The 26,342-nt window shown below is 68.5% G+C and carries 17 protein-coding genes; 2 read left to right on the top strand and 15 right to left on the bottom strand.

The window, feature by feature from the left end:
* Position 1: 1 nt before the first annotated feature.
* Positions 2-1,174, bottom strand: a complete 1,173-nt coding sequence (locus tag ACMGER_RS05625; protein ID WP_436811113.1) for a phospholipase A — start codon at positions 1,172-1,174, stop codon at positions 2-4.
* Between the two features lie 203 nt (positions 1,175-1,377).
* On the opposite strand from ACMGER_RS05625, the gene hisN reads away from it, so the two are divergent.
* Together hisN and ACMGER_RS05615 are read left to right on the top strand one after the other, a co-directional pair.
* Positions 1,378-2,160 carry a histidinol-phosphatase gene (hisN, locus tag ACMGER_RS05620; protein WP_436811112.1) on the top strand — a complete coding sequence of 261 codons (783 nt, stop codon included), beginning with the start codon at positions 1,378-1,380 and terminating at the stop codon, positions 2,158-2,160.
* Between the two features lie 441 nt (positions 2,161-2,601).
* On the top strand, positions 2,602-4,110 hold the full coding sequence (locus ACMGER_RS05615) for a UxaA family hydrolase (RefSeq protein ID WP_436811111.1): 1,509 nt from the start codon (positions 2,602-2,604) through the stop codon (positions 4,108-4,110).
* A 3-nt stretch (positions 4,111-4,113) separates the two neighbouring features.
* On the opposite strand, the gene ACMGER_RS05610 is transcribed toward ACMGER_RS05615, so the two are convergent.
* The 14 genes from ACMGER_RS05610 to ACMGER_RS05545 form a co-directional block, all read right to left on the bottom strand.
* Positions 4,114-4,914 (bottom strand): IclR family transcriptional regulator, encoded by an 801-nt coding sequence (locus ACMGER_RS05610; RefSeq protein WP_436811110.1) that lies wholly within the window; start codon positions 4,912-4,914, stop codon positions 4,114-4,116.
* 11 nt (positions 4,915-4,925) lie between these two features.
* Entirely contained in the window at positions 4,926-6,218 is a 1,293-nt protein-coding gene (fucP, locus tag ACMGER_RS05605; protein ID WP_436811109.1) for an L-fucose:H+ symporter permease, read from the bottom strand.
* Positions 6,219-6,235: 17 nt separating this feature from the next.
* Positions 6,236-7,246, bottom strand: coding sequence for a zinc-binding alcohol dehydrogenase family protein (locus ACMGER_RS05600; RefSeq protein WP_436811108.1), 1,011 nt, complete (start codon positions 7,244-7,246; stop codon positions 6,236-6,238).
* A gap of 129 nt (positions 7,247-7,375) precedes the next feature.
* Entirely contained in the window at positions 7,376-7,909 is a 534-nt protein-coding gene (locus tag ACMGER_RS05595) for an OmpH family outer membrane protein (RefSeq protein ID WP_436811107.1), read from the bottom strand.
* A gap of 19 nt (positions 7,910-7,928) precedes the next feature.
* A complete protein-coding gene (gene bamE, locus ACMGER_RS05590) occupies positions 7,929-8,354 on the bottom strand; it encodes an outer membrane protein assembly factor BamE domain-containing protein (RefSeq protein ID WP_436811106.1) in 426 nt (141 codons plus the stop codon).
* Between the two features lie 34 nt (positions 8,355-8,388).
* Complete coding sequence (locus ACMGER_RS05585; RefSeq protein WP_436811105.1) at positions 8,389-17,007, bottom strand: hypothetical protein; 8,619 nt, start codon at positions 17,005-17,007, stop codon at positions 8,389-8,391.
* Positions 17,008-17,182: 175 nt separating this feature from the next.
* A complete protein-coding gene (locus tag ACMGER_RS05580; RefSeq protein WP_436811104.1) occupies positions 17,183-17,797 on the bottom strand; it encodes a hypothetical protein in 615 nt (204 codons plus the stop codon).
* Between the two features lie 567 nt (positions 17,798-18,364).
* Entirely contained in the window at positions 18,365-19,081 is a 717-nt protein-coding gene (locus tag ACMGER_RS05575) for a response regulator transcription factor (RefSeq protein WP_436811103.1), read from the bottom strand.
* A 284-nt stretch (positions 19,082-19,365) separates the two neighbouring features.
* Positions 19,366-19,683, bottom strand: coding sequence for an alpha-amylase family glycosyl hydrolase (locus ACMGER_RS05570; protein ID WP_436811683.1), 318 nt, complete (start codon positions 19,681-19,683; stop codon positions 19,366-19,368).
* Positions 19,684-19,729: 46 nt separating this feature from the next.
* On the bottom strand, positions 19,730-20,392 hold the full coding sequence (gene pdeM / locus ACMGER_RS05565) for a ligase-associated DNA damage response endonuclease PdeM (RefSeq protein ID WP_436811102.1): 663 nt from the start codon (positions 20,390-20,392) through the stop codon (positions 19,730-19,732).
* A 44-nt stretch (positions 20,393-20,436) separates the two neighbouring features.
* Positions 20,437-21,843, bottom strand: a complete 1,407-nt coding sequence (locus ACMGER_RS05560) for a M20/M25/M40 family metallo-hydrolase (protein ID WP_436811101.1) — start codon at positions 21,841-21,843, stop codon at positions 20,437-20,439.
* Between the two features lie 73 nt (positions 21,844-21,916).
* The gene (locus ACMGER_RS05555) at positions 21,917-22,762 is read right to left on the bottom strand and encodes an aspartyl protease family protein (RefSeq protein ID WP_436811100.1); all 846 of its coding nucleotides are present in this window, start codon (positions 22,760-22,762) and stop codon (positions 21,917-21,919) included.
* Positions 22,763-22,884: 122 nt separating this feature from the next.
* Complete coding sequence (locus ACMGER_RS05550; protein WP_436811099.1) at positions 22,885-23,838, bottom strand: aspartyl protease family protein; 954 nt, start codon at positions 23,836-23,838, stop codon at positions 22,885-22,887.
* A gap of 71 nt (positions 23,839-23,909) precedes the next feature.
* Complete coding sequence (locus ACMGER_RS05545; protein WP_436811098.1) at positions 23,910-26,330, bottom strand: ligase-associated DNA damage response DEXH box helicase; 2,421 nt, start codon at positions 26,328-26,330, stop codon at positions 23,910-23,912.
* Positions 26,331-26,342: the final 12 nt, after the last annotated feature.

Here is a 26,342-nt window from a genome sequence, read left to right as displayed (position 1 = left end):
ATTACCGCGTGAGCGCGATCCCGAAGCGGGCGTGGGTATCGTTGATGCGATAATCGTCGAGCGCCTCGCCATAGCCGGTGAAGGCCTGGCCGAAGAGATAGATGCCGATGCCGTCGCCCACGCCCGCAAGCGGGTACGACGCGAACAGCTCCGCCCCACCCTTGCCGGTGCCCGGATTGCCCCGCGCGGTGACGGCAAGCTTGATCCCGTCAGCCCGGCCGATCGACGCCTTGAGCGAGGTATAGCCCCAGTAGCGGTCGAGCCCGTAATCGTCGCCGGCGAACGTCCAGACCTGCGGCACCAGCTCGGCGCGCCAGCCGTCGCCAAGGTCGAAGCCCTTGACCGCGCGCAGCGTCAGCCGGTTGACCGAGATCGAGCCGGGATCGCCCTCGCCGTTCGAATCGTGACGATAGCCCGCGGCGATGCTGAGGTCGTGCGTGACAGGGATGTCGAAGAAGGCCTCCGGGCTGTAGGTGGTGGTGCGGAACGGGCCGGAGGGACGGTCGATCGCCCAGAACATCGTCTGGGTATAGGCGAAGGTGAAGCGCGACAGCAGCCCGTCGCCGCCGAGCGGCCTGAGCGCGAAGCTCACCTGCAGCTTGGCCCCCGCATCCTTGAGCCCGGCGACGCCGTAGATCGGCTCGTAGGGCGCGAACCGGTCGAGGAAGCCGGAAGATTCGCCATTGCCGGAGGCGACGATCGTTTCCTTCCCGACCGAGACGTCACCTGAAGCCGGAGCCGGTGAAGGCGCCGCGACCGCCACATCGGCCGGGGCCTGCACCTGCCCGGCAGCAGCAGCAGCAGCAGCAGCAGCAGCAGCAGCAGCAGCAGCAGCAGCAGCAGGCGGCAACGCGACGGGAGGCGCCGCCGGCGCGGCGCGAGCCGCTTCGACCACGCCGGCGTAGAGATAGCGCACGCGCGCGAATCTCTTGGCGGCGATGGTTGCCGGCGCGCGTTCGGCCGGCACCAGCGCGAGCCGGTCCCCGGTCTCGGCGGTCACCACGATGCGCGAAGGCGCCACGACCGGCCGCTCGCGATCGTCCTCATTGATGAGGAACACGTCGACGCCGCTCCGGGCGGCGGAAACGGACGCGGGGGCCTGGGGCACGACACGGACCTGGGCCGCGGCCGGGATAGCGGCAACGGCGGCGAGAATCAGGGGGAAGAGGCGCATGTGGGCGGAACTCCCAGGATGATCGCTTCGCACTGGAGGAAGCCGTCATCCCGGCGAAAGCCAGGATCCCCGGGACAATTGCAGCACCATAAGCCCCACGAGATCCCGGCTTCCGCGGGGATGACGGTTCAATTCAGCTGGAACGACGATTCAGATCGGCCGCGCTTCTAGCCGTCCGTGCGCCTCTCGGCTAGGCGGGGGACATGGCTGTCATCCCTTCAGACATCGCGCTCGCGCACCGACTCGCCGATACCGCCGGCGCGACGATCCGCCCGCTGTTCCGCGCCGAGTTCGGGCTCGAGATGAAGCCCGACGAGACCCCCGTCACCCGCGCCGACCGCGAAGCCGAGGCGGCGATGCGGCGGCTGATCAAGGCCGAGGCGCCGCGCGACGGCATCACCGGGGAGGAATATGGGGTCGAGGAGGGCACCAGCGGCCGCCAGTGGGTGCTCGATCCCGTAGACGGCACCCGCGCCTTCATCGCCGGGCGGCCGATCTTCGGCACGCTGATCGCGCTGATCGCCGACGGCTGGCCGGTGCTGGGCGTGATCGACCAGCCGATCCTCAAGGAGCGCTGGATCGGCGTCATGGGACGGCCGACGGAGTTCAACGGCGCCCCGGCCCGCACGCGCGCCTGCCGCGACCTTGCCAGCGCGCTGCTCGGCACCACGTCGCCCGCCTGTTTCGACGATGCCCAGCTCCACGCCTTCGAGCATCTCGACGGTGCGGTGCGCTCGACCGTGCTCGGCGGCGACTGCTACAACTATGCCTGCCTGGCGTCCGGCCATCTCGACATCGTCGTCGAGGCCAACCTCAAGCTCCACGACTTCGCCGCGCTGGTGCCGGTGGTCGAGGGCGCGGGCGGGCGGATGTGCGACTGGGCAGGCGACCCGCTCCACGCCGGCAGCAGCGGCGAGGTGATCGCCGCCGGCGACCCGGCACGGATCGAGGACATCATCGACGCGCTCGGCTGCCGCGGGCATTGAGCCCGCCGTGGAAGGCGCGCCGTTCGCGGATGAAATCGGCGGGCGTCCATCCGGACGGGCTATAGCGCCTGCGGAAGAGTCGGCCATTGCCGATCTGGAGCGCGATCAGCCGGTTGCCGAGGATGCGCTGGACCGCGGCCGCTTCGACCGCGGCATTCTCCTTGCTGCCCCGCCCCGAAGTTGGGGCCGTAGAGACACCGCCATCCGGCTACATCGAGAAAGGCGCGAAGGTTGCGGAGCCCTGGCCTGAGCAAAAGCGGCACGCGGCAGCGCAGCCGAAGCGCCGGCGGCAGTTAAACCATGAAGCAGACCGCGACGGTTCATCGGATCGGCCAGTGGTTAATATCTCAATTTTGGCTTATAACATCGCAATACGGACAGTGGCCAGCTATCGCCGGGCGATATTTGACTTTTCCCGAACCGTTCCCATTCCAGGATCACATGACCCTTTCGCTCGAAGCCGCGCCGCACACCATCCACCGCGTCGATGCGCGCGACCATGTCGCCACCGCGCTCCGCGACCTCCATCCGGGCGACCGGGTCGCCGGGCCGGACGGGCCGATCGAGGTGCGGGACGAGATTCCGACCGGACACAAGATCGCCATCCGGCCGATCGGCGGAGGCGAGGAGGTGCTGAAGTTCGGCTGGCCGATCGGGCGCGCCACGAGCGCCATCGCATCGGGCGAGCACGTCCACGTCCACAATGTCATGACACTGCTCGACGGGGTCGAGACCTATGAGTTCCGCCCCACCGTCGAGGACGGCGCGACCGTCGCGCCGCCGCGCGCCTTCCTCGGCTATCGTCGCGGGGGCGGCCGGGTCGGCACGCGCAACGAGATCTGGATTCTCTGCACCGTCGGCTGTGTCGGCGCGACCGCGCGCCGGCTGGCCGAGCTCGCCAACGCGCGCTTCGCCGGGCGCATCGACGGGGTCCATGCCTTTCCGCATCCCTATGGCTGCTCGCAGCTTGGCGACGACCTCGCGCGCACCCGGAAGATGATCGCCGCGCTGGCCCAGCATCCCAATGCCGGCGGCGTGCTGATCGTCGGGCTCGGCTGCGAGAACAATCAGCTGGGCGCGCTGCTCGCCGAGGCGCCCGATCTCGCGCCCGACCGCGTGCGATCCTTCACCACCCAAACGGTGGCGGACGAATATGAGACCGGGCTGGCGATGATCGAGCAACTGGTCGCCCGCGCCGAGCAGGACCGGCGCGAGCCGGTGCCGCTCTCCGAGCTGGTGATCGGGCTCAAGTGCGGCGGCTCGGACGGCTTCTCGGGCGTCACCGCCAATCCGCTGGTCGGCCGCGTCGCCGACGCCGTCGCCGCCGCGGGCGGCACGCCGGTGCTGACGGAGATCCCCGAGATCTTCGGCGCCGAGCGCATCCTGATGGCACGCGCGCGCGACGAGAAGGTGTTCGAGAAGATCCGGAGCGTCGTCGACGACTTCAAAGGCTATTTCATCGCCCACGGCCAGCCGATCTACGAGAACCCCTCGCCCGGCAACAAGGCGGGCGGGATCACCACGCTCGACGAGAAGTCGCTGGGCGCCGTGCAGAAGGCAGGCCGTTCGACGGTGGTGGAGGTGCTGCGTTACGGCGAGCGGGTCGGCGCGCACGGGCTGACCCTGCTGGAAGCGCCGGGCAACGACGCGGTGTCCTCGACCGCGCTGACCGCGGCCGGAGCGACCGTGATCCTGTTCACCACCGGCCGCGGCACGCCGATGGGCTTTCCCGCGCCGACGCTCAAGATCGCGTCGAACAGCGCACTGGCGGAGCGCAAGCCCAACTGGATCGACTTCGATGCCGGCACGCTGCTCGCGGGCGAGAGTGCCGAGGCTGCGGCCGAGCGGCTGCTCGACCTGGTCGTCGCCACCGCCTCCGGCGCCCCGACCCGTGCGGAGCGCAACGGCGAGCGCGAGATCGCGCTGTGGAAGCAGGGGGTAACGGTCTGACGGTCAGCCGCCGTCGCCGCGCCGGAACCAGCCCAGCCCCGCCGAGATCGCTCGCGCCGCGGCCGCGAGATGCTCCTGGCTCGCGTCGATCGCGACCGGCTGCGACCCGTCGATGCGCTCGAGGAATGGGATGGTGAGCGCCGCCGCCAGCCGACCGTCGAAGCCGAATGCCGGATAGCTGATGTCGATCACGCCATAGGTCATCGCGCTCAGCCGGCGCTCGAATCCGCGCGCGCGGATCGCCGCCAGGGTCGGCTCCAACCCAGGCAGTACGGCCTCGGCCTCTTCCGCGCGCGGGCCGAGCAATGCGAAGCGCCGCTCCGGATCGGTCAGCGCCAGCAGGACGTTCCCCGAGCAGCTCCGGAACAGGTCGATCGCGGCGCCGCGCCGGACGCTGAATCCGGTCGGCCCCGGATTCTCCTGCCGCAGCACCACCAGCCCCTGCCCCTCGACCGGCACCACGAGGTGGCATGACTGGCCGACGGCGTGCGCCAGGTCGTACATGACCGGCGCCGCGACATGGGTCAGGTCCTGCACCGGCGTCGCCCGGTGCGCGAGGTCGAGCACGCGATAGGTGACGCGGTAGCGGTCCGACTCCGGCTCCTTCCGGAGATAGCCGCGGCGCTCCATCACGACGATCAGCCGGAACAGCTCGCCGATCGAGCGGCCGAGCCCGGAAGCGATCTCCGACAGCGTCAGCCCGTCGGGATGGTTCGCCAGCAGCTCGAACACGTCGAAGCCCTTTTCGAGTGCGGGTGCCGAATAGGTGTTCTTGAGCGTCCTGGGCCGTCGTTCGCCGCTCATGCTCCCGGCGCTCACACCGCCCGGGCGCGCGCGTAGACCGCGACCGCGACGAAACAGGCCAGCGGCAGCGCGACCGCCGCCTGGATCGTCCCCGCCCAATGGGAGACGAGCCCCATCAGCGGCGGGAACACGGCGCCGCCGATGATCGCCATGATGATCAGCGGGGACCCCAGCATCGCCTTGTCGCCGAGGTCCTTGACGCCGAGCGAGAAGATCGTCGGGAACATGATCGACATGAAGAAGCTGGTGAGCCCCAGCGCTCCCACCGCCACCCAGCCCGAAGCGACGATCGCGACCGCGGTGAGCGCGATATTGGCGAGCGCGAACACCAGCAGCAGGCGCCGCGCCGCGATCCGCTGCATCAGCAGCGTGCCGATGAAGCGGCCCGACATGAACAGGATCAGGCTGACCGACAGCAGATAGGCGGCGCTGCGCTCCGGCGTCGCCGGCACCAGCTCCTTCACGAAGTCGACGAAGAAGCTCCAGATCCCGACCTGCGCGCCGACGTAGAAGAACTGCGCCACCACCGCGCCGGCCAGGCTGGGAACCTTCAGGACCTGCCACAGCGAGGTACGCTCGGCCTGTCGTGCCGGACCTGCGCCGATCTCCGGCAGGCGGACGAGGGCGACGGCGATCGCGACGAGGATGACGACGCACGCCAGCGTGAGATAGGGGCCCTGCACCATCCGCGCTTCGGCGAGGCGATAGGCCTCGAGCTGGGCGGGCGCCATCGCCGCGAGCTGGTCGCGGCTGTGCTCGACCCCCGAGAAGATGAACCGGCCGCCGATGATCGGCGCGATGAACCCGCCGAAGCCGTTGAACGCCTGCGCGAAGTTGAGCCGCTGAGAGGCGCGGCTCGGGTCACCGAACGCGACGATATAGGGATTGGCCGCGGTCTCGAGGAACGCCGCGCCCGAGGCGATGACGAACAGCGCCGTCAGGAATACCGCATATTGGCGCACTTCGGCCGCCGGATAGAAGAGCAGCGCGCCGACAGCGTAGAGGCCGAGACCGGCGAGGATGCCCGCGCGATAGCCGAACCGCCGCATCAAAAGACCGGCGGGGAGGGCCATGGTGAAATAGCCGAGGTAAAAGACGAACTGGATGAATCCCGCCTCGGCGCGGTTGAGATCAAGCGCCTTCTGGAACTGGCGGATCAGGATATCGTTGAAATTGTTGGCGATCGCCCAGAGGAAGAACAGGCTCGTCACCAGCGCGAAGCCGGCGAGATAGCCGGGCGTGATGAAGGCGCCGCGCGGGGTAGCGGACACAGTCTGGCCGATGGGGACGCCGGTGTTCGCCATTTCGTCCTGTTTCCTGCTTATACCGTCACAATCGCCTTCATCACCGATCCCCGGTCGTCGATGAGCGCCGGGATCCGCGCCGGAACTTCGGCGAGCGGGAAGGCGTGGGTCAGAATCGCATCGGTCGGGATCGCCCCGCTCTCGATCGCGGCGATCACCGCGCGGAAATCCTCCGCCGTCGCGTTGCGGCTGCCGATCAGGCGCATCTCGCGCTTGTGGAATTCGGGATGGGCGAAGGCGACGGCCTGCTTGGTGAGGCCGACCAGCACATAGCTGCCGCCATGGGCGACGAAGCCGAACCCGCGCTCCATCGCCGCGCGGTTGCCGGTGGCGTCGAACACCACGTCGAAGAAATCGCCGTCGGTCCGCGCGCCGAGCGTCGCTTCGAGATCGTCATCGGCGGCGACGATATCGGCGATGCCGACCGCGTCGCGCGCATAGGCCAGCCGCTGGCGGCTGGTGTCGGCGAGCGTCACCGCCGCCCCCGCCCGCGCCGCGAACAGCGCGACCGCCACGCCGATCGGCCCTGCGCCGACCACCAGCACGCGGTCGCCTGCCCGGACCTCGCCGCGGCCGACGGCATGGGCGCCGACCGCGAGGAACTCGACCATCGCCGCCTGATCGAGCGACAGCGAACCCGCCGGGATCACCGCGCTCTCGGGAACCGCGAGGTAGTCGCACAGGCCGCCGTCGGCATGGACGCCGAGCACGCGGATCGCCACGCAGCAGTTGGGCTTGTCCTTGCGGCAGGCGACGCAGTCGCCGCAGGCGAGATAGGGATTGATCGTGACGAGTTCGCCCGGCCGGAGCCCACTGCCCTCGTCCGCCTCGGCGATCTCGCCGGCGAGCTCGTGCCCGATCACGCGCGGATAGCTGAGGAACGGCTGGTCGCCGGCGAAGATGTGATAGTCGGTGCCGCACAGCCCGACCCGCCGGATGCGGATCAGCACCTCGCCCGGTTCGCGAGCGGGAATCGGGCGCTCCGCGATGCCGAGCCGGCGCGGCTGCTCGCACACGATTGCCCTCATCGCCTCTGCGTCTCCACTATTTCACATATGAAAGTCTCTTTAACCTATAGCAGCCGCGCGCTCGCGCAAGCGAAATCGCGGCGCCTGGGGGCGATGCGCGGGCTTGGCGTGAGGCGTGACCGCCAAGCCCTATTGCAGCGCGATTGCGGGGAGGATTCCGTCGATTTCCTTGGTCACCGCGCCGGTGATGTCCATGGCGTTGTTCCAGCCATAGGCGTGGTCGCGCTCCATGACGACGCTGCAGGCGGTGCGGGTGACGACACGGCTGAGCGCCTGACCGAGCGCGCCGTCGATCTGCTGCTGGCCGCGCTGCTGAACGGCGATGAAGCGCGTGTTCTGCTGCTGCTCGAGCGTTTGCGCCTGCTGATTGAGGGCGGTGAGCTGGCGCTGGTACTCGATCGGCGCGATCGCGCTCTGCCGCGCTTCGAGCTGGCGGCGCTGCTGATCCAGTGCCGCGCGGCGCTGCGCGAGGTCGCCGTTCAGCGAGCCCTGCATCTGCTTGAGCTGCGCCTGCATCGACTGGCCGGCACGCGAGGCGGCGATCGCACCGACGCGCGACAGGAGGCACAGGCCCTGGATCGGCGGGCCGAAGGTCTGGGCCTGCGCCGGCGGCATCCCGGCGCAGGCAAGCAGAGAGGCGGCGATGAGGCTGATCGAGCGCATGGCGCCGCCTCTCGCTCAATCAGTCCGCGGCCGCAACCCGGTCCGCGCAGGCCTGATCCTGCCAGATCACTTCGGATACGGAGACGTTGTAGAGGCCGCGCTGGCGCGTGAAGCGGATCTCCATCCGGCAGCGCACCCGTTCCGTGCTCCCCGGCGCCGTGGGGAAGAACAGCACATAGTTCCACCGGCGGGTGATGCCCTCGTCGAAGTGGGGCGTGCCGATCAGCCGATAAATGGTGAACTTGTCGACCCCGGGGGTGATCATCCGTACCGCGGCGGGGTCGACGACCACGCCCAGCTTCTTATGCTCGAGCGGTGTATTGTGGAACACGCTCGGATCGACTCTGCCGACATAGGTCGACGCGGTGCCGACCTTCTCCCCGGCGATTGCCGGAGAGAGACCGACGGCGACCAGAAGCGGAACGGCGAGGAACCTGAGTTTCATGATGTCCTCCTTGAAAATCTCTCGACGTTGAGGATCAGAACTGGAAGCCGACGCCGACGTTGGCGCCGACATGCTGCTGGGTGTCGTAGGTGGCGCCCGCCTTCACCACGGTCACGCCGTCGTCCATCACGCGCGACAGACCCAGCGCGAAGGCGGATTGCCCGCGATAGGTGCCGCCGCCGAACGCCAGCATCCCGCGGCCCGGCTCGAACGCCTGCGGCATACCCGCCGCGGCGAGGGCACCCGCGGTTCCGGCATTGGCGTCGCGCCGGACCTGCGAGAGGTCGTACTGGATCCCGGCGACCTTCTGGTCGGTGTAGGCGTTGGCCGATTCCAGCGTCCTCGAGAGGCCGTCATTGAGCTGCTGGACGTTGACCGCATCGGTCGGCGCCACGCCGGCCGCGACATTGTGGATGGTCGCCGCCGATCCGCCCGGATTGAGCGTCACCGAATTATGGTCGGCGTCATATTGCACCGAGTTGCTGGCGACCTGCTGCACCTGATGGAGCTGCGCGCCGTTGACCGCGTCGGTCGAGGTGGCAGTCACCGCGCCCGCGCCCACGTTCTGGACGACGTTGCCGCCCATGTTGACGCTGGTGTTCGCCCCGACGGTGAGGCCGCCGTTCGCGGTCACCATGCCGGCGAAGGTCGGGTTGTCGACCACCCCGACCTGGAGCTGGTTGCCGCTCAGCGTCACGACGGTGTTGGAGCCGACGGTGACGTTGAGCGTGCCGTTCGACCCGATATTGGTCGACGGGCCGCCGTTGGCCTGGATGTTCCAGCCGGCGCCGGCGGTAGCGTTGACCGCCTGCAGCGCGTCGTTGACGTTGTTGTAGGTGTTGCCGCCGATGTTCAGGTTGGTCGTGACGGTGCCGGTGGTCGGATCATAGGTCGAGCCGCCGCCGAAGCTGTTGGCGACGCTGTCGCCGAGGTTGGTGACGTTGCCTTCGACCGCGGTCACCCGGTTGTCGACATTGGTGACGCGGTTGTCGAGGTTGGTCACCTTGCCGTCGACCGCCTGCAGCTGGCTGACGTTGACCGCATCGGTCGGCGCCGAACCGGCCGCGACATTGGTGATCTTCCGCTCGGCGCCCGCGCTGCCCACCGAGACCTCGCCGGCCGAGTTCTGCGGCGCGGTGAGGCCATAGCCGGTGTAGCCGGTCTCGGACCCGACCGAGGTCGTCGCCCCCGCGCCCAGCGCGACGCTGCCCGAGTGGATGGCGTTCGCCCCGGCACCGATCGCGACCGACTGGATGCCGTTGCCCTGGGCGTTGGTGCCGAGGGCGATCGCGTCGGCCTGCGCCACCTGCGCGTTCTGGCCGATCGCCGTGCCGCCCGGCGCGGTCGCCTGGACGATCGCGCCATTGCCCATGCCGATGCCATTGTTGCCGTTGACCACCGTCTGCGGGCCGATCGCGACCGATTCCTGGCCGACCGCCAGCGAATCTGCCGCCGTCGAATTGGCATGGAAGTAGACGATCGGCGTCACCGCGAACGAGGAGAGCGCCCCCTGCAGCTGCCGGATCGTCACCGCGTCCTGCGCCTGTGTGCCGTCGGCGACATTGGTGATCTGACGATAGGCGCCGGCGCTGCCGACGGAGATGGCGCCGAGCAGCGTCTGGTCGGTCGTGTTGTACGGCACGTAGCCGGTGGTCGCCGGGATCTGGCCGACGGCCGGCGCCAGCGCGCGGTCCGCGACCGAGCCGGCGCCGAGCGCCAGCGATCCCTCGACGGTGGCCTGGGCGCCGCGGCCCAGCGCCACCGCATTGCCGGCGCTCGCGGTCGCCTGATAGCCGAGCGCGGTCGAGCCCACCCCTTGCGCGAAGGCATCGGTCGGTGCGAGGCCGGTCTCGTTGGTGCGGGCATAGCGGATGCCGTCGCCGTTCGCATCGGTGAAGATGGACGTGGTGTCCCCGGCGATGTTGGCGATCGTGTTGCCGAGATTGGTGACGCTGCCCTCGACCGTCGTCACCCGGCCGTCGAGACTGGTGAAGCTGTTGCCCAGATTGGTGACGGTGCTGCCGAGGTTGGTCACCTCCGTGCCGATGCCGTCGACCGCCTGGTTGGTGGCGAACAGCTGCGAGCCGTTGATCGCATCGGTCGAGCCGCCGTCGACCCGACCGGCGGCGACGTTGGTGATGGTCCGTTCGGCTCCCGCCGCGCCGACGCTCACCGTCGAGGTCGGCGCCGCGCCCGCGAAGGTATAGGCCGTGCCGTTGATGGTCGTGCCGCCCGTCGCCACCGCGACATCCGTTGTCGCGCCGTTGCCGATCGCCACGTCGCCGGCGTTGTTGGCCACCGCGTTGGGACCGATCGCTACCGAGTTCGTGCCCAGCGCCTGCGAGTCCGCTTCGGTCGAAGTGGCGTGGAAATATTTGATGCCGCCGCCGTTGTTGATGTCGGTGAGGTCGCCTTCGATGGTCGTCACGCGGCCGTCGAGGTTCGTGACGTCGCCCTCGACCGTCGTCACGCGGCTGTCGAGATTGGCGATGTCGGTGGTGTTCTGCGTGACCTGCGTGTTGGTCGCATAGAGCTGCGAGCCATTGATCGCATCGGTCGAGCTGTCGCTGATCCGGCCCGCCGCCACGTTGGTGATCGTCCGCTCCGCACCCGCCGCGCCGACGCTCACCGTCGAGATCGGCGTGGTGCCCGCGAAGCTATAGGTGACGCCGCCGATCGTCGTATTGGCGGTGCCGACCGCTGCGAGCGTCGTGCTGCCCGAACCCAGCGCCACGTCGCTGGCGTTGTTCGCCGCCGCACCGGTGCCGAGGGCGACCGTGTCGCTTGCGCCAAGGGTGCCGCCGGTGCCGATCAGCACGCCGTTCTGAACGCCGGCCGCGGTGGTGCCGCCGTTGGCGAACACCTGGCTGCTGGCGAGCCCGGCGCCGAGGCTGTTGCTGTAGCCGCCGACGAAGTTCTGGCTGGCACCGCTCAGCGCGTTGCCCGAGCCGATCACGGTGTTGGTGTCCGATCCGCCGGTGACGCTGTTGCTGGCGCCGATCACGCTCGTCAGCGTCGAGGAGTCGACAGTGTTGAGGCCGCCGATGACATTCGCGGCGACAGCGCCGTTCAGCGTGTTGTTCGAGCCTTGGACCATGCTGCCCGTGCTGCCGGTCACGGTGTTGAAGCCGCCCAGCACGCCGGCCTGGGTCGAGCCGGTGATCGAATTGCTCTGGCCGAAGATCCACGAGTTGAAGCTGTTGTCGATCGTGCTCGAGTCGCCGATCACGATGCCGCGGGCGCTGGCATTGGGCGCGGTCTCCAGCACGCGGGCGTTGTAGCCCATGGCGATGCTCTGGAGGCCCTGTGCCGTCGCGCCGTTGCCGACCGCGGTCGACTGCACGCCCGACGAGGACGCGTCCACGCCGGCCGCGAGCGAGGCCGCCCCGGTCGCGCCGTCGTTGGCGTAGTTGCCCTGCGGCGTGCCGCCGTCGTTGACGCTGTAATAGTGGATCGCGGTCGCGTTCACCGTGTTGGTGAGCGATTCGACCGCCTGATTGGTGGCGAAGAGCTGCGAACCGTTGATCGCATCGGTCGAGCTGCCGCTGATCCGGCCCGCCGCGACATTCTGGATCTGCCGCTCGGCCCCGGCCGCACCGACGCTCACCACCGCGCCCGCCGCCGGGCTGCCGCCGGCGAAATTATAGGTCGTGCCGTTGACCGTCGCGCTCGGAGTCGGGCTCGACGCCGTCACCGTGCTGCCCGCGCCCAGCGCCACCGCGCCGTCGAGACCGCTCGCCACGGTCACGTTGCTGCCGACGACGAAGGTGTTGTTGGAGTTGATCGTGTTGTTGTTGCCGAGCGCGTAGGAGCCGTTGCCGTTGACCGTGTTGGGGTCGCCGATCGCGGCTGAGCCGACGCCGTTCACGACGTTGCCGGTGCCGATGCTGATCGAATCCTGCGCGTTCGCCTGCGCGCCGTTGCCGATGGCGATGGCGTTGGCGCCGGCGGCCACGGCGCTGCTGCCCTGCGCGATGCTGTCGCCGCCGGTGGCGGCCGCATTGAAGCCGAGCGCCACGTCGCGCGAGGTGGAGCCGTCGGTCGCACCCGCCTGGGCGCTGGTGCCGAGCGCCGTGGCGAAAGTGCCGGAGGCGGTCGCCTGATCGCCCGCCGCCAGACTCGAGGGGCCGAGCGCCTGGGCCTGATTGCCCAGTGCCGCGCCGGAGTCCGCGGCACGAGCGGCATTGCCCAGCGCGACTGCGAGCCCCCCCGTAGTTGTCGACGCGCGGCCGATGGCAACGCTGCTCGACCCATCGGCCAGCGCGTCCGAGCCCAATGCGATGCCGTTGGAGGTCGTCGCAACGGCATTCGTGCCCTGCGCGATGGTGTTGAGCGCCTGCGCCTGCGCGCCGGTGCCGAGGGCGATGGCGTTGGCGGTACCGATCGCATCGCCGCTTGCGCCGGCCAGAGCGCCAAGACCCTGGGCGATCGAGCTGTTGCCATAGGCGTTGGACTGCCCGCCGAGCGCCATGGCGTCGGTTCCCGCGGCATTCGCGCCCGCGGTAACATTGCCGCCGAGCGCGAGCGCGCCGGCGCCCGAGGCGCGAACGGCCGTCGCGGCGTTGACGCCGCCGCTGCCGAGCGCCGTCGCATAGGCGCCGCTTGCCTCGGCGAGCGTGCCGAGGGCGGTGGATCTTTCGGCGGCCGCGCTGGCGCTTCGACCAATCGCGATGGACAGATCGCCGCCCGACTGCGCGAACGCGCCGATCGCCATCGACTCCGATCCCGATGCCTGTGCGACCGTGCCGACCGCGATCGCGTTGGCATCGCTCGCGACGGTGCTGGTGCCCAGCGCGAGGGAGTTGACGCCGGAGGCGGTCGAGCCGTTGCCGAAAACGAACGCCCCGTCGGCCAGGGCGGACGAGGTCACGCCGACCGCGGCCGAATTGTCGCCGGTGGCCACGGTCTCTATGCCGGCCGCCAGCGCGAGGGCGCCAGTGGCGCCGTCGTTGTTGTAGTTGCCCGCAGGGGCGCCGCCGTCGTTGACGCTGTAATAGTGCGTGGCCGCGCCGGCGATCGCTGACGAAAGCGCCTGGTTGGTGGCCCATAGCTGCGAGCCGTTGATCGCATCGGTCGAGGTGGCATCGATCCGCCCCGCCGCCACATTGGTGATCGTGCGCTCCGCACCGACCGCACCGACGCTGACGGTGCTGGTCGGCGCCGTGCCCGCGAAGGCGTAGTTCGTGCCGCCGATCGTCACGCCGGTTGTTGCTACCGCCGCATCCGTGACCGAACCCGAGCCCAGCGCCACGTCGCCGGCGTTAACGGCGGTGGCAGTGTCACCGAAGGCAAGCGAGCCTGCGGCGCCTGCGCGGCTCGTGTTGCCGAGGGCGACCGATCCCTGGCCGACCGCGACATTGCTGTTGCCGATCGCGACCGCGCCGCTCGCCATGTTGGCAGCGGTGGCGGTCGCCGTGCCGTCGGCATTGGCAATGTTGTTCGCGCCGCCGGTGAAGGCGCCGGTGCCGCTGGCATAGCTCGGATCGCCGATGGCGACCGCGCCGTCGCCGAACGCGATGTTGCCCGCGCCGATCGAGACCGCCTTGCCGCCCGTCGCGGTCGAACCATTGCCAATGGCTACGGCGTCTTCGGCGTCCGCGGTCGCGCTCGCGCCAACGGCGACGGTGCCTAGCGCGGACGCAGTGGCGCCCGGCCCCATTGCAGTGGCGCGATCGGCAGTCGCCACCGAGTTGGTGCCGATGGCAAGGGAGTTGGTCGCTGACGCGTCGGCGCCGACACCCACTGCCAGCGCATTGACCGCGCTCGCACTCGCGAGTGCGCCTACTGCGGTCGCGCCAGTTACTCCGCTCGCGCTCGAGCCCTGCCCGATCGCAACACTGTTGGCAGCGGTAGCGCTGGCCTGCCTGCCGATGGCGATTGCCGCCTGCTCTGCTGCAACAGCTTCCGAACCTACTGCCGTCGCATACAGTCCTGCCGCATTTGCACCGATACCGGCAGCCAAGGCGGCGCCGCCCGTCGCGCCATCGTTGTTGTAGTTCGCGCCGGGCGTGCCGCCGTCGTTGACGCTGTAGTAATGCGGCGCGGCGCCGGCGACAGCCGACTGCAGCGAATCCTGCACGGCGAAGAGCTGCGATCCGTTGATCGCATCGGTCGAGGTGTCGCTGATCTGGCCAGCGGCGACGTTCTGGATCTGCCGCTCCGCTCCCACAGCGCCGACCGAGACGACGCTGGTCGGCGCGGCGCCGGCGAAGCTGTAGGGCGTGCCGCGGATCGTGGTGCCCGCCGTCGGCACCGGCGCCGAGGTCACCGAGCCCGAGCCCAGCGCCACGTCGCCGGCATTGTTCGCCACGGCAGTGTCGCCGAATGCGAGCGAGCCGGCGCCCAGCGCTTGGCTGGTGCTGCCGAGCGCGACGCTGCCCTGGCCGACCACCGTGTTCTGATAGCCGATGCCGACCGCGCCCTGCGCCGCCGTGCCGGGCGTGCTGATCGCCTGCCCGCCGCCGCCGACCATGTTGGTGTTACCCATCGCGACCGAGCCATTGCCAGTGGCGGTGTTGTCCTTGCCCTGCGCAATCGCGCCGTCGCCGGTTGCGGTGCTGGGATCGCCGATCGCGACCGCGCCATCGCCATTGGCGACGTTGCCGGCGCCGATCGCGACGGCCCTGCCGCCGGTGGCCGTGGTGCCCGTGCCGATGGCGACCGAGTCCGCGGAATTGGCGACCGCATTCGTGCCGGCAGCGATCGCATTCTGGGCGCTCGCGTTCGCGGTGTCGCCCATGGCCAGCGCGCTCAGTCCACTCGCTGATGCGCTAACGCCCAGCGCGGTTGCGCGCGCAAGGGTCGCGCCGGCGCCGTTGCCGAGCGCTACGGCGCCAGTATCCGCGCCCTGGGCGCCCGACCCAATCGCGACCGAGCCTAGTCCACTCGACACAGCGGCATTGCCCAAAGCCACTGCGAAATTGCCGGAAGCGTTTGCGTTGGGGCCGAGCGTTGCCGAGCTCGTCCCCGTCGCACGGGAATTTACCCCGATTGCGACGGCGAACTCGGCCGATGCCACGCTTTGGCGCCCGATCGCGGTGGCGTCGGCCACGTTTGCCGTCACATCCGTGCCGATGGCTATGGCGCTCTGAGCGAGAGCACCCGTGCCGGCTCCGGTGCGCCCGCCCAGATAGATGGCGTTCACGCCAGTGGCGGTTGCTCCAAAGCCAATGGCAGTGCCGTTGGTCTGGCTCGCTTGAGCATTGTGGCCGATCGATGTCGTTCCGTTGGCAGCGACGCCGATGCCGGCATTGGTTCCGATCGCGACGTTGTCGCTGCCCGTAACCAGATTGCCCGCGGAGGCGGAGAGCGTACCGTCGTAGGCGACGGTGCCATCGCCGGTCCCGAGGGCGACATTGCGCGTCCCCGTGACGCCGGAACCGGCACCTCGCATCACGCTGGCGATGCCGCCGCCCATCGCGGTATTCTGCGCGCCGCTGACGAGCGTGCCAGCCGCAATGCCCACCGCGACCGAGCTGTTATTGGCAGTGGTCGAACCGGCACCGGCACCCTGACCGACGGCAACCGTGCTGTCGCCGATCGCCACCGCTTGCGTCCCCAGCGCCGTTGAGCTGCCGCCAGTCGCCCTAGCAGCGTTGCCGACGGCGACGCCGGAGACTCCGCTGGCGTTGGCGCCGTTGCCGGCGGCGAGAGAATTATCGCCGGTTGCCTGGCTGATCACTCCCAACGCTGTCGAATTGCCGCCGGCTGCGTTACTGCCCGCTCCCACCGCGGTCGCGTTGCCGCCGGCTGCTTGGCTGGTCGATCCAACCGCGGTACCAAAGCTGTTGGCGACGGTCCCCGTGCCGAGGGCGGTCGCACTGTTCCCCGAAGCCGACGCACCGTTGCCGACGGCAGTGGCAGCACTATTTGTCGCCTGGCTTAAACTGCCGATAGCGACAGAATTGCCGCCGGTCGCCTGGCTCGACACGCCGACGGCCGTTGCGGCCGCGCCAGCAGTGGCCGAGGAGCCGAGGGCAGTGCCGTTGGCGCCATTCGCGGTGGAGTTGACGCCAAAGGCCGCTGCTCCATCTGCGAGGGAGCGGGCGTTTCCGCCCACAGCGAGCGCGTTGACGCCGGTCGCGTTCGCAAAGACGCCTATGCCTATGGCGTTGAGGCCATTGACGCCCATCGCATAACCGATGGCGATCGAAGCATTGCCCGTTGCGGTGATACCGGTGCCAATAGCCACGCCGTTGTCGCCATTCACGTTGGCGCCCGAGCCTATTGCAGTTGAGGCGCCGCCGTTAGCGTTGTTGCCACAACCGATAGCGACGCCCTGTGGTCCTGCTGAGGGATTGGTGCAGTTGGCCGGGTTGCTAAGAACCCCATTGCCGACGACAGTCTGCGCGAACGCCGCTTGCGGGATGGCGACAACGCTCAGCGCGGCCAACGCCACGCCGGCGGAAAGGCCCGCTTTGCCTGTCAGCACAATCGGGAAACCCGATGATGCCGACGCTCCGGCGCTGGACGGATTCGCTGTGCCGAGCCCGCCGAGCCCGAGCTTGTCGCGATTCAGCCCGAGCACACGATGCGCGCGGCGCAGCACCGCCATCAGCCGGCGGCGCTGCGACCAGCTCGCTCCTTCCGCACCGACGACCCAGTTCGCGGCAAAGCGGGCGCGACGAACGTTCTGCGACTCAAATCCGGACATGCCACTTCCCCTTGTTGAGCTGGCCACGGCGCCTCGCCGATGACCCGGAGCGAACAGACACAGCTTCCCCGCCGCTCCGGCGCGCGGAGACGCTTCCACGATTCAGGAATTCAAATTCGGTCCGATGGAGAGGGTCGTTCTATGAGCCTCGGCTCATCCCGGCCCTTCCCCGAAATCATCCAAAGTCCGCCCCTCGGGCGACGGTCACCACCACGCAGGCGCCGCCGCTGGAGACCAGCATCGCCTGCCCCTGGTTGCTCCCGAGAGTGTAGAGCGGCACGCCGGACAGACTGCCCGCCGCGGTGCTGCCCGCCGGCAGCAGCGCGACCACGTCCTTGCACGCGCGCTGGAACGGCGCCACGCGCACCAGCTGGCCCTCGCACTTCCCGCCGACCGGCGCCGCCATGACGATGCCGGCGGCCTGGGCGCTGTAGCCGGGCGTGTTGTAGGTCATGCCGACCACGCCCTGCACGCCATGCCCGTCGGGAGCCGCGCGCTCGGTCAGCGCCTGGACGGTGTAGGAGGAGCCGTGGGAGACGGTCTCGCCCATTGCGGCGAAGAGATTGGCGCATTTGCGCACGCCCAGCCGCCCGGCCTGCTCCTGGAAAATATTGACGCTTGCCGCAGGAGCTTTTGCAGCGGCGGGCGGCCGAGTTTCCGCCGATGCGCCGCCGGTGGCGAGGGACATGGCCAGCGCGGCCGCGATCACGCGCCGGGCACGCCGCTGCGAAACGTCCGCCCCTTCCGCCCGATGCGATGAGGCGGGTGCCTCGGAAGACTGCTCGATCATGCGGACAAACCCCCTGTTGCGCGATTGACGTCTATGGTCGACCCGTCGAAGGGGGGCGGTTCATCGGAAGGCCTGTCATCGCCACCATCTCCCCTTTCTCCCCTTTTATCCAGATCGGACCCATTCAGACTAGGTCAATCAGCATGAGTAATTCAATAGGAGTTACAAGATTTTTCAATCCCCTTCCGTAAATATCTCGTAAATCAAGTCGGATTTAGTTGGGTAATGTTAGAGATATACTGCAACCTACTAAATCCTACCCGATCCGACTGTTCTTTGGCAGGGTCATTGTCGCAAATCTGACTTGTTGTTGTAACTATAATGTCTGTGGAGCGGCGACTCGGGCCGCGGGCCGACTCCGACAAGGAGAGGATGCGCCGCCGGCGACAGCGCTGGACCGGGATCAGCTTGGATTGAAACCATCGTCATCCCGGCGAAAGCCGGATCCAGAGTCGCGAACGAGGGCCGGTTTGGCCCTGGATCCCGACTTCGCCGAGATAATGGAAATCAGCAAGAAGGGCGTCAGAAGAATAGTAGTGAAATCAATGATTTATTTGAGGTATCACCCTAGCGCTCGGGCGTCTTGCGCCTTTCCAGCCGGACCGGGGCGGAGAAGAGATAGCCGCGGCCATGCACGGTCTGGATCGGGGCGGGATAACCGGTCGCCTGCTCGATCTTGCGCCTGAGCCGCCGGATCACGGCATCGAGGTTCTTGTCGCCGGCCGGATCGGTGCCATAGTCGAGCTCCGCGCGCAGCTCCGCGCGCGAGATTACCGCTCCGGACTGGATCAACAGCCGCTGGACGAACGCCGTTTCCACCGCGGTCAGCTTCACCCGCCCGCCGTTCGGCGCCTGCAGCGTCCAGTGGGCGGGATCGAAGAACCAGCGCGGCTCCGGGGTTGTGGTCGCCGGACGGCGCATCTCGCCGCGGACGATCCGTCGGGCAAGGCTGTGCACTCCGTGCACCAGCTCGTCGCCGGCGACCGGCTTGGTGAGGTGGAGATCGACGCCGCTCTCGAATGCCCCGATCCGGTCCCGCGGCCCGTTGCCGACGGTGAGCAGGATGATGCCGACGCCCTTCCGGTGCAGCCAGGATGCGATCTCCAGCCCGACCTGGTCGGACGGGCCGGCGTCGATCACGACGATGTCATAGCTGTCCATCGCCATGCTCCGATAGAACTCCAGCGCCGATCCGGCGCCTTCGGCTTCGAAGCCCTCGCGCTGCAGGCGCTCGTGCAGCGGCCCGCCGGGGCCGGCACGCTCTTCAAGAACGATGATACGCATTCACGCCACGACGATCGACCGGCAGCGCCCCGTGCGCCGAAACAACTCGACTCCGGTGAACGACCAGATGCCCAGGACGACTTGCGCACGAGAGCGGTGGAGGTACCTTCCGCGCCCGATACCTTCGTACGCACGTCATGGGCCTACGCATTGCCGATCCCCTTGCCGGCGATATTAAGGCAATCTGCGCTAACGAACAGTTAGCGTTCTCATATTTTTTATCTTATTTTACAATTGTGTAAGTAAAGATTTTTCTGTATCTGCCGCGGTTTCGCATGGGCTAGTCACCGCGCGCTCGGGACGCGGCGCTCAACGTCGGATCCGGGTATCGGCACGGTGCATCCAGCTAAGCAAATCGCTGAACCTGTGCAGCGGCAGCGATCCCAAAATTCCGGATCGACGGCATCGAAACAGACCTTGAGGCCCCGCGCATGGGCCGCGTCGACGAAGGTCTTGTAGTCTGCCCCGGTGCCGAAGTGCGGGGGCACATCGGTGAAATCCAGGCCCCAATAGCCGCGATAGCCTGCGTCGGCGCGGCTGCCCTCGCCCTGGACGATCTGGTTGCGGAAGACCAGGGTGAGCCAGATCGCGGTCACGCCAATCCCTGAAAGGGGCCATGCTTCCCGCCGTTCTGAATGCCGATCCGTCCTAAGCCGCCAGCCGGAACCTCAGCAGCCGATCATCGAGTGGAACCAGCGCCTCGGCACCGGCGCCGACGACGCTGACGATCTCCGGATGATGCGCGTCGAGGCCGCCGGTGAGCGCGCCGAACGCCGGCAGGATCAGCTTGGTCCCGGTCGCGACGAAGCAGCGGCGCGAGACCTGGCGTCCGCGCAGGGTCAGGCGCAGCTTGGGATGGAAATGCCCCGACAGCTCCGGCCGGGTCTCGGCCGGATCGGCCTCGTGGCGCAGCACCAGCCCGTCCACCTCGGCCTCCTCGACGACCTCGCCGCCGCAATGGTCGGCGACGATCGGGTCGTGATTGCCGGTGATCCAGGTCCAGCGCGTGGCGGCGGTCAGCGTGCGGAGCTTGGCCTGCGCGGCGGCGGGCAGGCGATCGCAGCCCTCGCGGTCGTGGAAGCTGTCGCCGAGGCACCAGACCTCGGCCGCTCGGGTGCGCTCGGCCAACGCCGACAGCTCGGCGAGCGTCGCCAGCGAATCATAGGGCGGCAACATCTGCCCGCTGCCTGCGAACCAGCTCGCTTTCTCGAAATGCAGGTCGGCGACCAGCAAGGCGCGCCGCGCCGGCCAGAACAGTGCGCCCTCGCGCAGCGCGGCCAGCTCGCGCCCGGCGAACAGAAAGGGAACCATGACCGTCGCCCTATGCCCGGCGACCGACGCCGGGGCAAGCCGGATCAACTCGCCGAATTGGCGAAAAGCTTCACCAGCTCATAGAGATAGTCGCGGCCGTCGTAGAGCTCCTTGACGCCGATCCGCTCGTTGAGGCCGTGCGTGCCGCTGCCGTTGGGCTCGACGAAGATGCCCGGTACGCCATAGACCGGAATACCGATCGCCTCGAGGAAGATGCCGTCCGTCGCGCCGGTCGACATCAGCGGCAGCAGCGGCGCGCCCGGGAAATGCCTGGCCGCGAGCTTCTCGATCGGCCCGACGATCTTCGGGTCGAGCGGCGGTTGCACGGCCAATGGCCGCACCGGCTGGTTTGTGGTGACCTTTACCTTGTTGCCCGCAAGCTCCTGCAGCCTGGCAAGCGTGCCGTCGACCGTCTCGCCGGGGATGATGCGGCAGTTGACGTTGGCGGTGGCGCGCTGCGGCAGCGCATTCTCGGCGTGGCCGGCATTGAGCAGCGTGGCGACGCAGGTGGTGCGCAGCGTCGAGTGCATCGCCTTGTCGCGGCTGACGAGTCCGTCGGCCTCCTTGTCCTCCGGATTGGCGAGCAGGCGCTTCACCGCCTCCGCGACCGGCGAGGGCAGCGCCGGCAGCGACTTGGTGAAGAAGGCGCGGGTGGTGTCGTTGAAGCGGATCGGGAACTCGTAGTTCCGGACGCGCAGCACCGCATCGGCGACGTCGTAGATCGCGTTGTCCGTCACCGGCTGCGAGCTGTGGCCGCCGGGATTGGTGGCGGTGAAGGTATAGTTCTGCGCCGCCTTCTCACCGACCTGGATCGCCAGGAGCTGACGCTTGCCGTCGGCGCCGATCCGCCCGCCGCCGCCCTCGTTGAACGCGAACTCGGCCGCGATCAGCTCGGGCCTGTTCCTGGCCAGCCATTCGGCGCCGTTCCAGGCGAAGGTCGTCTCCTCGCCGCAGGTGAGCGCGAGCTTGATCGTGCGCTTGGGCTTGAAGCCGTCCTGCTTGAAGCGGATCAGCGTGTCCGCCCAGATCGCCGACATCGCCTTGTCGTCGACGGTGCCGCGGCCATAGTAATAGCCGTTCTCCTCGACGAGCTTGAACGGATCGCGTTCCCAGTCGGCGCGGTTGGCTTCCACCACGTCGAGATGGCCGAGCAGCAGCATCGGCTTGGCCCTGGCGTCGCTGCCCGGCAGCACCGCGACGAGGCCGCCGTCCTTGGGGTGATCGGGGACGGAAAAGAGCGTGACGTCCCGGTCGGCATAGCCCGCCGCCTTGAGCCGCGCCGCGATCTGCCCGGCCGCCTGGGTGCAGCTTCCCGCGGACAGCGTGGTGTTGGTCTCGACCAGCTCCTTGTAGAGGCCGAAGAACGCCCGCTGGTCGGGCCGCGTCTGGGCGGCGGCGGGCGCCGTCGCCAGCGCGAGTGAAGCCAGCATCGCCGTTCCCAATGCCCGCATATCCCTAGCCCCCTCTTCCGGTTCAGCGGGTGGTAAGGTGCTATGACGGTGTCCGCAATCGGCGACGGAAGGATCAGCGATAACTCTGACAGTTGGAGGCTGCGCGACAGACGCTACGAAAGTCGATCCGCGGGGCCGGCAGGCTGAAGCCCACCTGCTGGTTCGCGAAATCCATCTCGACGCGCCGAAAGAGGCGCAAGGTGCTCATGCCCAGGATCAATGCCGGCCTATCGCTCAGGCCGAGGCGCTCGAAGGGCGCGACATCGGCGAAGGACAATTCGACATTGTCGAATCGCACGTTCCCAATCTTGAGATCGCTCACGACCATCAAATCCGCGTAGAAGGAACGCCCTGTCACTGACACGACCTCGATGGGGCCGAGGCGGCGCGGCGGGCGCTTGGCGAGGGCCAGCATCGCGCTGTTCCCGACGCTCACCCAGGAGCCGGTATCGATGATGACAGCGATCGGTCGTCCGTGAAACGATGCTTCGGTGATGATCAGCTGGCCGACGCGCCGCTCTGCCGGAATGACGATCTCGCCCCTGGGGCGGCGTTTCGACGGTCTGACCTCCATTCGACGACGTGTGAAATCGATGGCGAGCTTATGCCCCTGCAGCGCATCGATTCCCAACATGCCCAGCGCGCCGAGGTTCGCCAGCGCGAACGACGGCGCATTGATCGTCCGGCCGCCGAGTTCGCTCACCGCCAGCGCCGGAACATGAACCGTCGCGACATCGCTCGGACCTACGAAATCGAGAACCCGCGCCTTGTTCCCCGGCCGGAGATTGAGCCTGCCGGCGAGCTCATGCGAAATGACGGAGCGTTCCGCGCCCGTATCGATGAGGAAATCGAACGGTCCCTGCCCGTCGACCACGACCGGCACCGTCATCCGGCCCTGCTTGACCGCGAACTCCAGCATCGGGGCCGGCTGATCGCCGCCGAGTGATGCTGCCGGCGTCTGCGCCGCGACGTAGCTTGCACAAATCAGACAGGCGAGGAGGGCCGCAGCGCGATGCATAGGCGGCCGGACAGGCATGACATCTAAAGCGCCGTGAACGCCGAGCGCGGAAGGGTATCGACATCGCGCGGCATCAGGAAGCGCACCTCGCGATTGGCGAAATCGATCTGCACGCGGCGGAAGGACTTGAGGGTGCTCATGCCCAGGAACAGCGCCGGGCGGTCATCGAGCTCGAACCGCTTGAACGGCGCTACGTCGGCGAACGCAACCGGCATGTTGGAAAAGGTTATCCCTCCCACCCGCACGTTGTCGACATAGCTGAACTGCGCCTGGACGAGCCCGCCGGTGGCGCTGATCAGCGTCGTCGGTTCGATGCCGCGCGTGTGCCGGCGCACCAGGCGCAGCATCGCGCCGTTGCCGACGCTGACCGGCGATCCGGTATCGAGGATCACGCGGATGCGCCGGCCGTCATAGGAGGCCTCGGTCACGATCAGCTGGCCGAACAGGCTCTTGGCGCGGACGACGATCTCGTCCGGCCGCTTCGGCGGCCTTTTCTTCTTGCGCTTGACCGACGGCGCCACGCTCATCTGACCGGCCTCGAAATCGATGTCGATGCGATGATCGCGCAGCATGTCGATGCCGAGCAGCCCGAGCGCGCCGAGATCGACCGCCTTCAAGGCCGGCGCATGGATCGCGCCGATGTCCGGTATGGTGCTGACGTTGATCGAGGGAATGACGACGGTGCCGACGCGGCTCGTGCCGCTCATCGCCGTCACGTTGACCGTGCGCCCCGGCGGGAGCCCGAGGTTGCGCGCCAGCTCGCGCGCGATCACGGTGCGTTCGGAACCGGTGTCGATGATGAACCGATAAGGACCGGCGCCGGCGATCTGCACCGGCACGGTCATGCGGCTCTGATGCTCGCCGATCGCGACGATCGCGGCGGCGAGCTCCTCGGCCGGCGACAGCTGAGCCTCCGCAGGATTTTGCTGCGGGGCTTGCTGCACGTCGGGGAGCGCCCCCGCAAGCAGCAGGGCCAAGGGCCACAAGGCGAAATGCACCCCTGACATGGGTGCATATTACGCCTCTATTACGATCGCGACAATCGGCCTCAATCGAGCTGCATCGCCTGTGCAGCAAGCTGTTCCGCCTCGACCAGCAGGGCGTCGTCGACGGTGCCGGTCTGCGCGACATTCTCGCGCCCGATCAGCACCAGCACAGGCACCGCGAGCGGGCTCACGCGGTCGAGGTCGACGTGCACCATCGTCCCTGCCGCGCGGTCGAGCAGGTTGGCGAGGCGGCCGACATCGGTGAGGCGCGCGCGCGCGTCCTGCCACGCCGCCTGCAGCAGAAGATGCGTCGGCTCGTACTTGCGCAGCACATCGTAGATAAGGTCGGTCGAGAAGGTGACCTGCTTGCCGGTCTTGCGCCTGCCCGGATGCTGGCGCTCGACCAAGCCGCCGATCACCGCCACTTCGCGGAACGCGCGCTTGAGCAGCGCCGAGCCCTGCACCCAGTCGACGAACTCATGCTCGAGGATGTCGGGCGAGAACAGCGATGCCGGATCGGCGATCTTCTCCAGCCCGTAGCAGGCGAGCGCATAGTCGTTGGCGACGAAGCCGATCGGCTTCAGCCCCTGCGCCTCCATCCGCCGCGTCACCAGCATCCCGAGCGACTGATGCGCGTTCCAGCCCTCGAAGCTGTAGGCGACCATATGGTGCCGGCCTTCGAGCGGAAAGGTCTCGACCAGCAGCTCGCCGGGCGCCGGGAGGCGCGAACGATAGCGCTGCACCTCCAGCCATTCGCGTACGTCGGGCGGGAAACGTTCCCATGCGCGGTCGTCGTGGAGGAAGGTGCGGACGCGCTCGGCCAGCCGCGTCGAGATGGCGAGCCGCGCGCCCATGTAGCTCGGAATGCGCGCGGGCCGCGATGTCGCACGGACGATCAGCTCCTCGCCGGTGATGCGCTCCACCTCCAGGCTCAGGCCGGCGAAGAAGAAGGTGTCGCCGGGCGAGAGTGATGCGCCGAACGCCTCTTCGACGCGGCCGAGGCGGCGGCCGTTGCGGAAGCGGACCTCGATCATCGTCGCCTCGACGATGATGCCGGCGTTCAGCCGATGCTGCGCGACGAAGCGGGGGTGGCTGACGCGCCACAGCCCGTCCGGCCCCTTGGTCAACCGCTTGAACCGGTCGTAGGCACGCAGCGCATAGCCGCCGTCGGCGATGAAATCGAGGACGCGCGCATAGGTCTCGTCGCCGAGCGCCGAATAGGGCAGCGCCGCCCGGATCTCCTGCAGCAATGCCGCAGCATCGAACGGCGCGGCACAGGCCACCGCCATGATGTGCTGCGCGAGCACGTCGAGCGCACCGGGCCGGAACATATCGGCGTCGAGCTCCCCCGCATCGACCGCATCGAGTGCCGCGCGCGCCTCCAGATACTCGAAGCGGTTGCCGGGGACGACCACCGCTTCCGACGGCTCGTCGAGCCGGTGATTGGCGCGACCGATGCGCTGGAGCAGGCGCGACGAGCCCTTGGGCGCGCCCATCTGGATCACGCAGTCGACGTCGCCCCAGTCGACGCCGAGATCGAGGCTGGCGGTGGCGACCAGCGCACGCAGTCGCCCGTCGGCCATCGCCTGCTCGACCTTGCGCCGCGCCTCGCGGTCGAGGCTGCCGTGATGGACGCCGATCGGCAGACCCAGCCGGTTCACCTTCCACAGGTCCTGGAAGATCAACTCGGCAAGGCCGCGGGTGTTGCAGAAGACGATGGTCGTCCTGTGCGTCTCGATCTCCGCCATCACCTGCGGCGCGGCATAGCGGCCGGAATGCCCCGACCACGGCACCTTTCCCTCGGGCAGCAGGATGGCGATGTCGGGATCGGCGCCCCTCTCACCCTCGACCAGGGTTACCGCGTCGATGTCGCCCCAGGGTGCGAGCCAGGCGCGGTAACCGTCCGGATCGGCAACGGTGGCCGAGAGCGCCACCCGCCGCAAGGCCGGCGCGAAGGTCTGGAGCCGCGCAAGGCTGAGCGCGAGCAGATCGCCGCGCTTGCCGGTGGCGAAGGCGTGGACCTCGTCGACGACCACCGTCCTCAGATGCGCGAACAGCCGCGGGGCATCCGGATAGGAAAGAAGCAGGCTCAGCGACTCGGGCGTGGTCAGCAGGATCTGCGGCGGCCGCGCCCGCTGGCGCGCCTTGCGGTCTGACGGCGTGTCGCCGGTGCGCGTCTCGACGCGGATCGGGACCCCCATCTCCTCGACCGGCGTCAGCAGGTTGCGCTGCACGTCAACCGCCAGCGCTTTGAGCGGCGAGACGTAGAGGGTATGGAGCTCTTCGCTCGGCACCTCGATCAGCTCGGCGAGGCTGGGGAGAAAGCCGGCGAGCGTCTTGCCGGCGCCGGTGGGAGCGACCAACAGCGCGTGCCGCCCCGCTCGCCCGCTGGCGAGCATCTCGAGCTGATGCCGCCGCGGCGCCCAGCCGCGCGAGGCGAACCAGTCGGCGAGAGGCTGGGGCAGGTCAGATGCGGCCGTCATGCCGCTCCATTG

It is taken from the genome of Sphingomonas astragali, from assembly GCF_051400615.1.
Taxonomy (GTDB): Bacteria; Pseudomonadota; Alphaproteobacteria; order Sphingomonadales; family Sphingomonadaceae; genus Sphingomonas.
The sequence above is the reverse complement of the archived record's forward strand: the minus strand, read 5'-3'. Positions and strand labels throughout refer to the sequence as shown.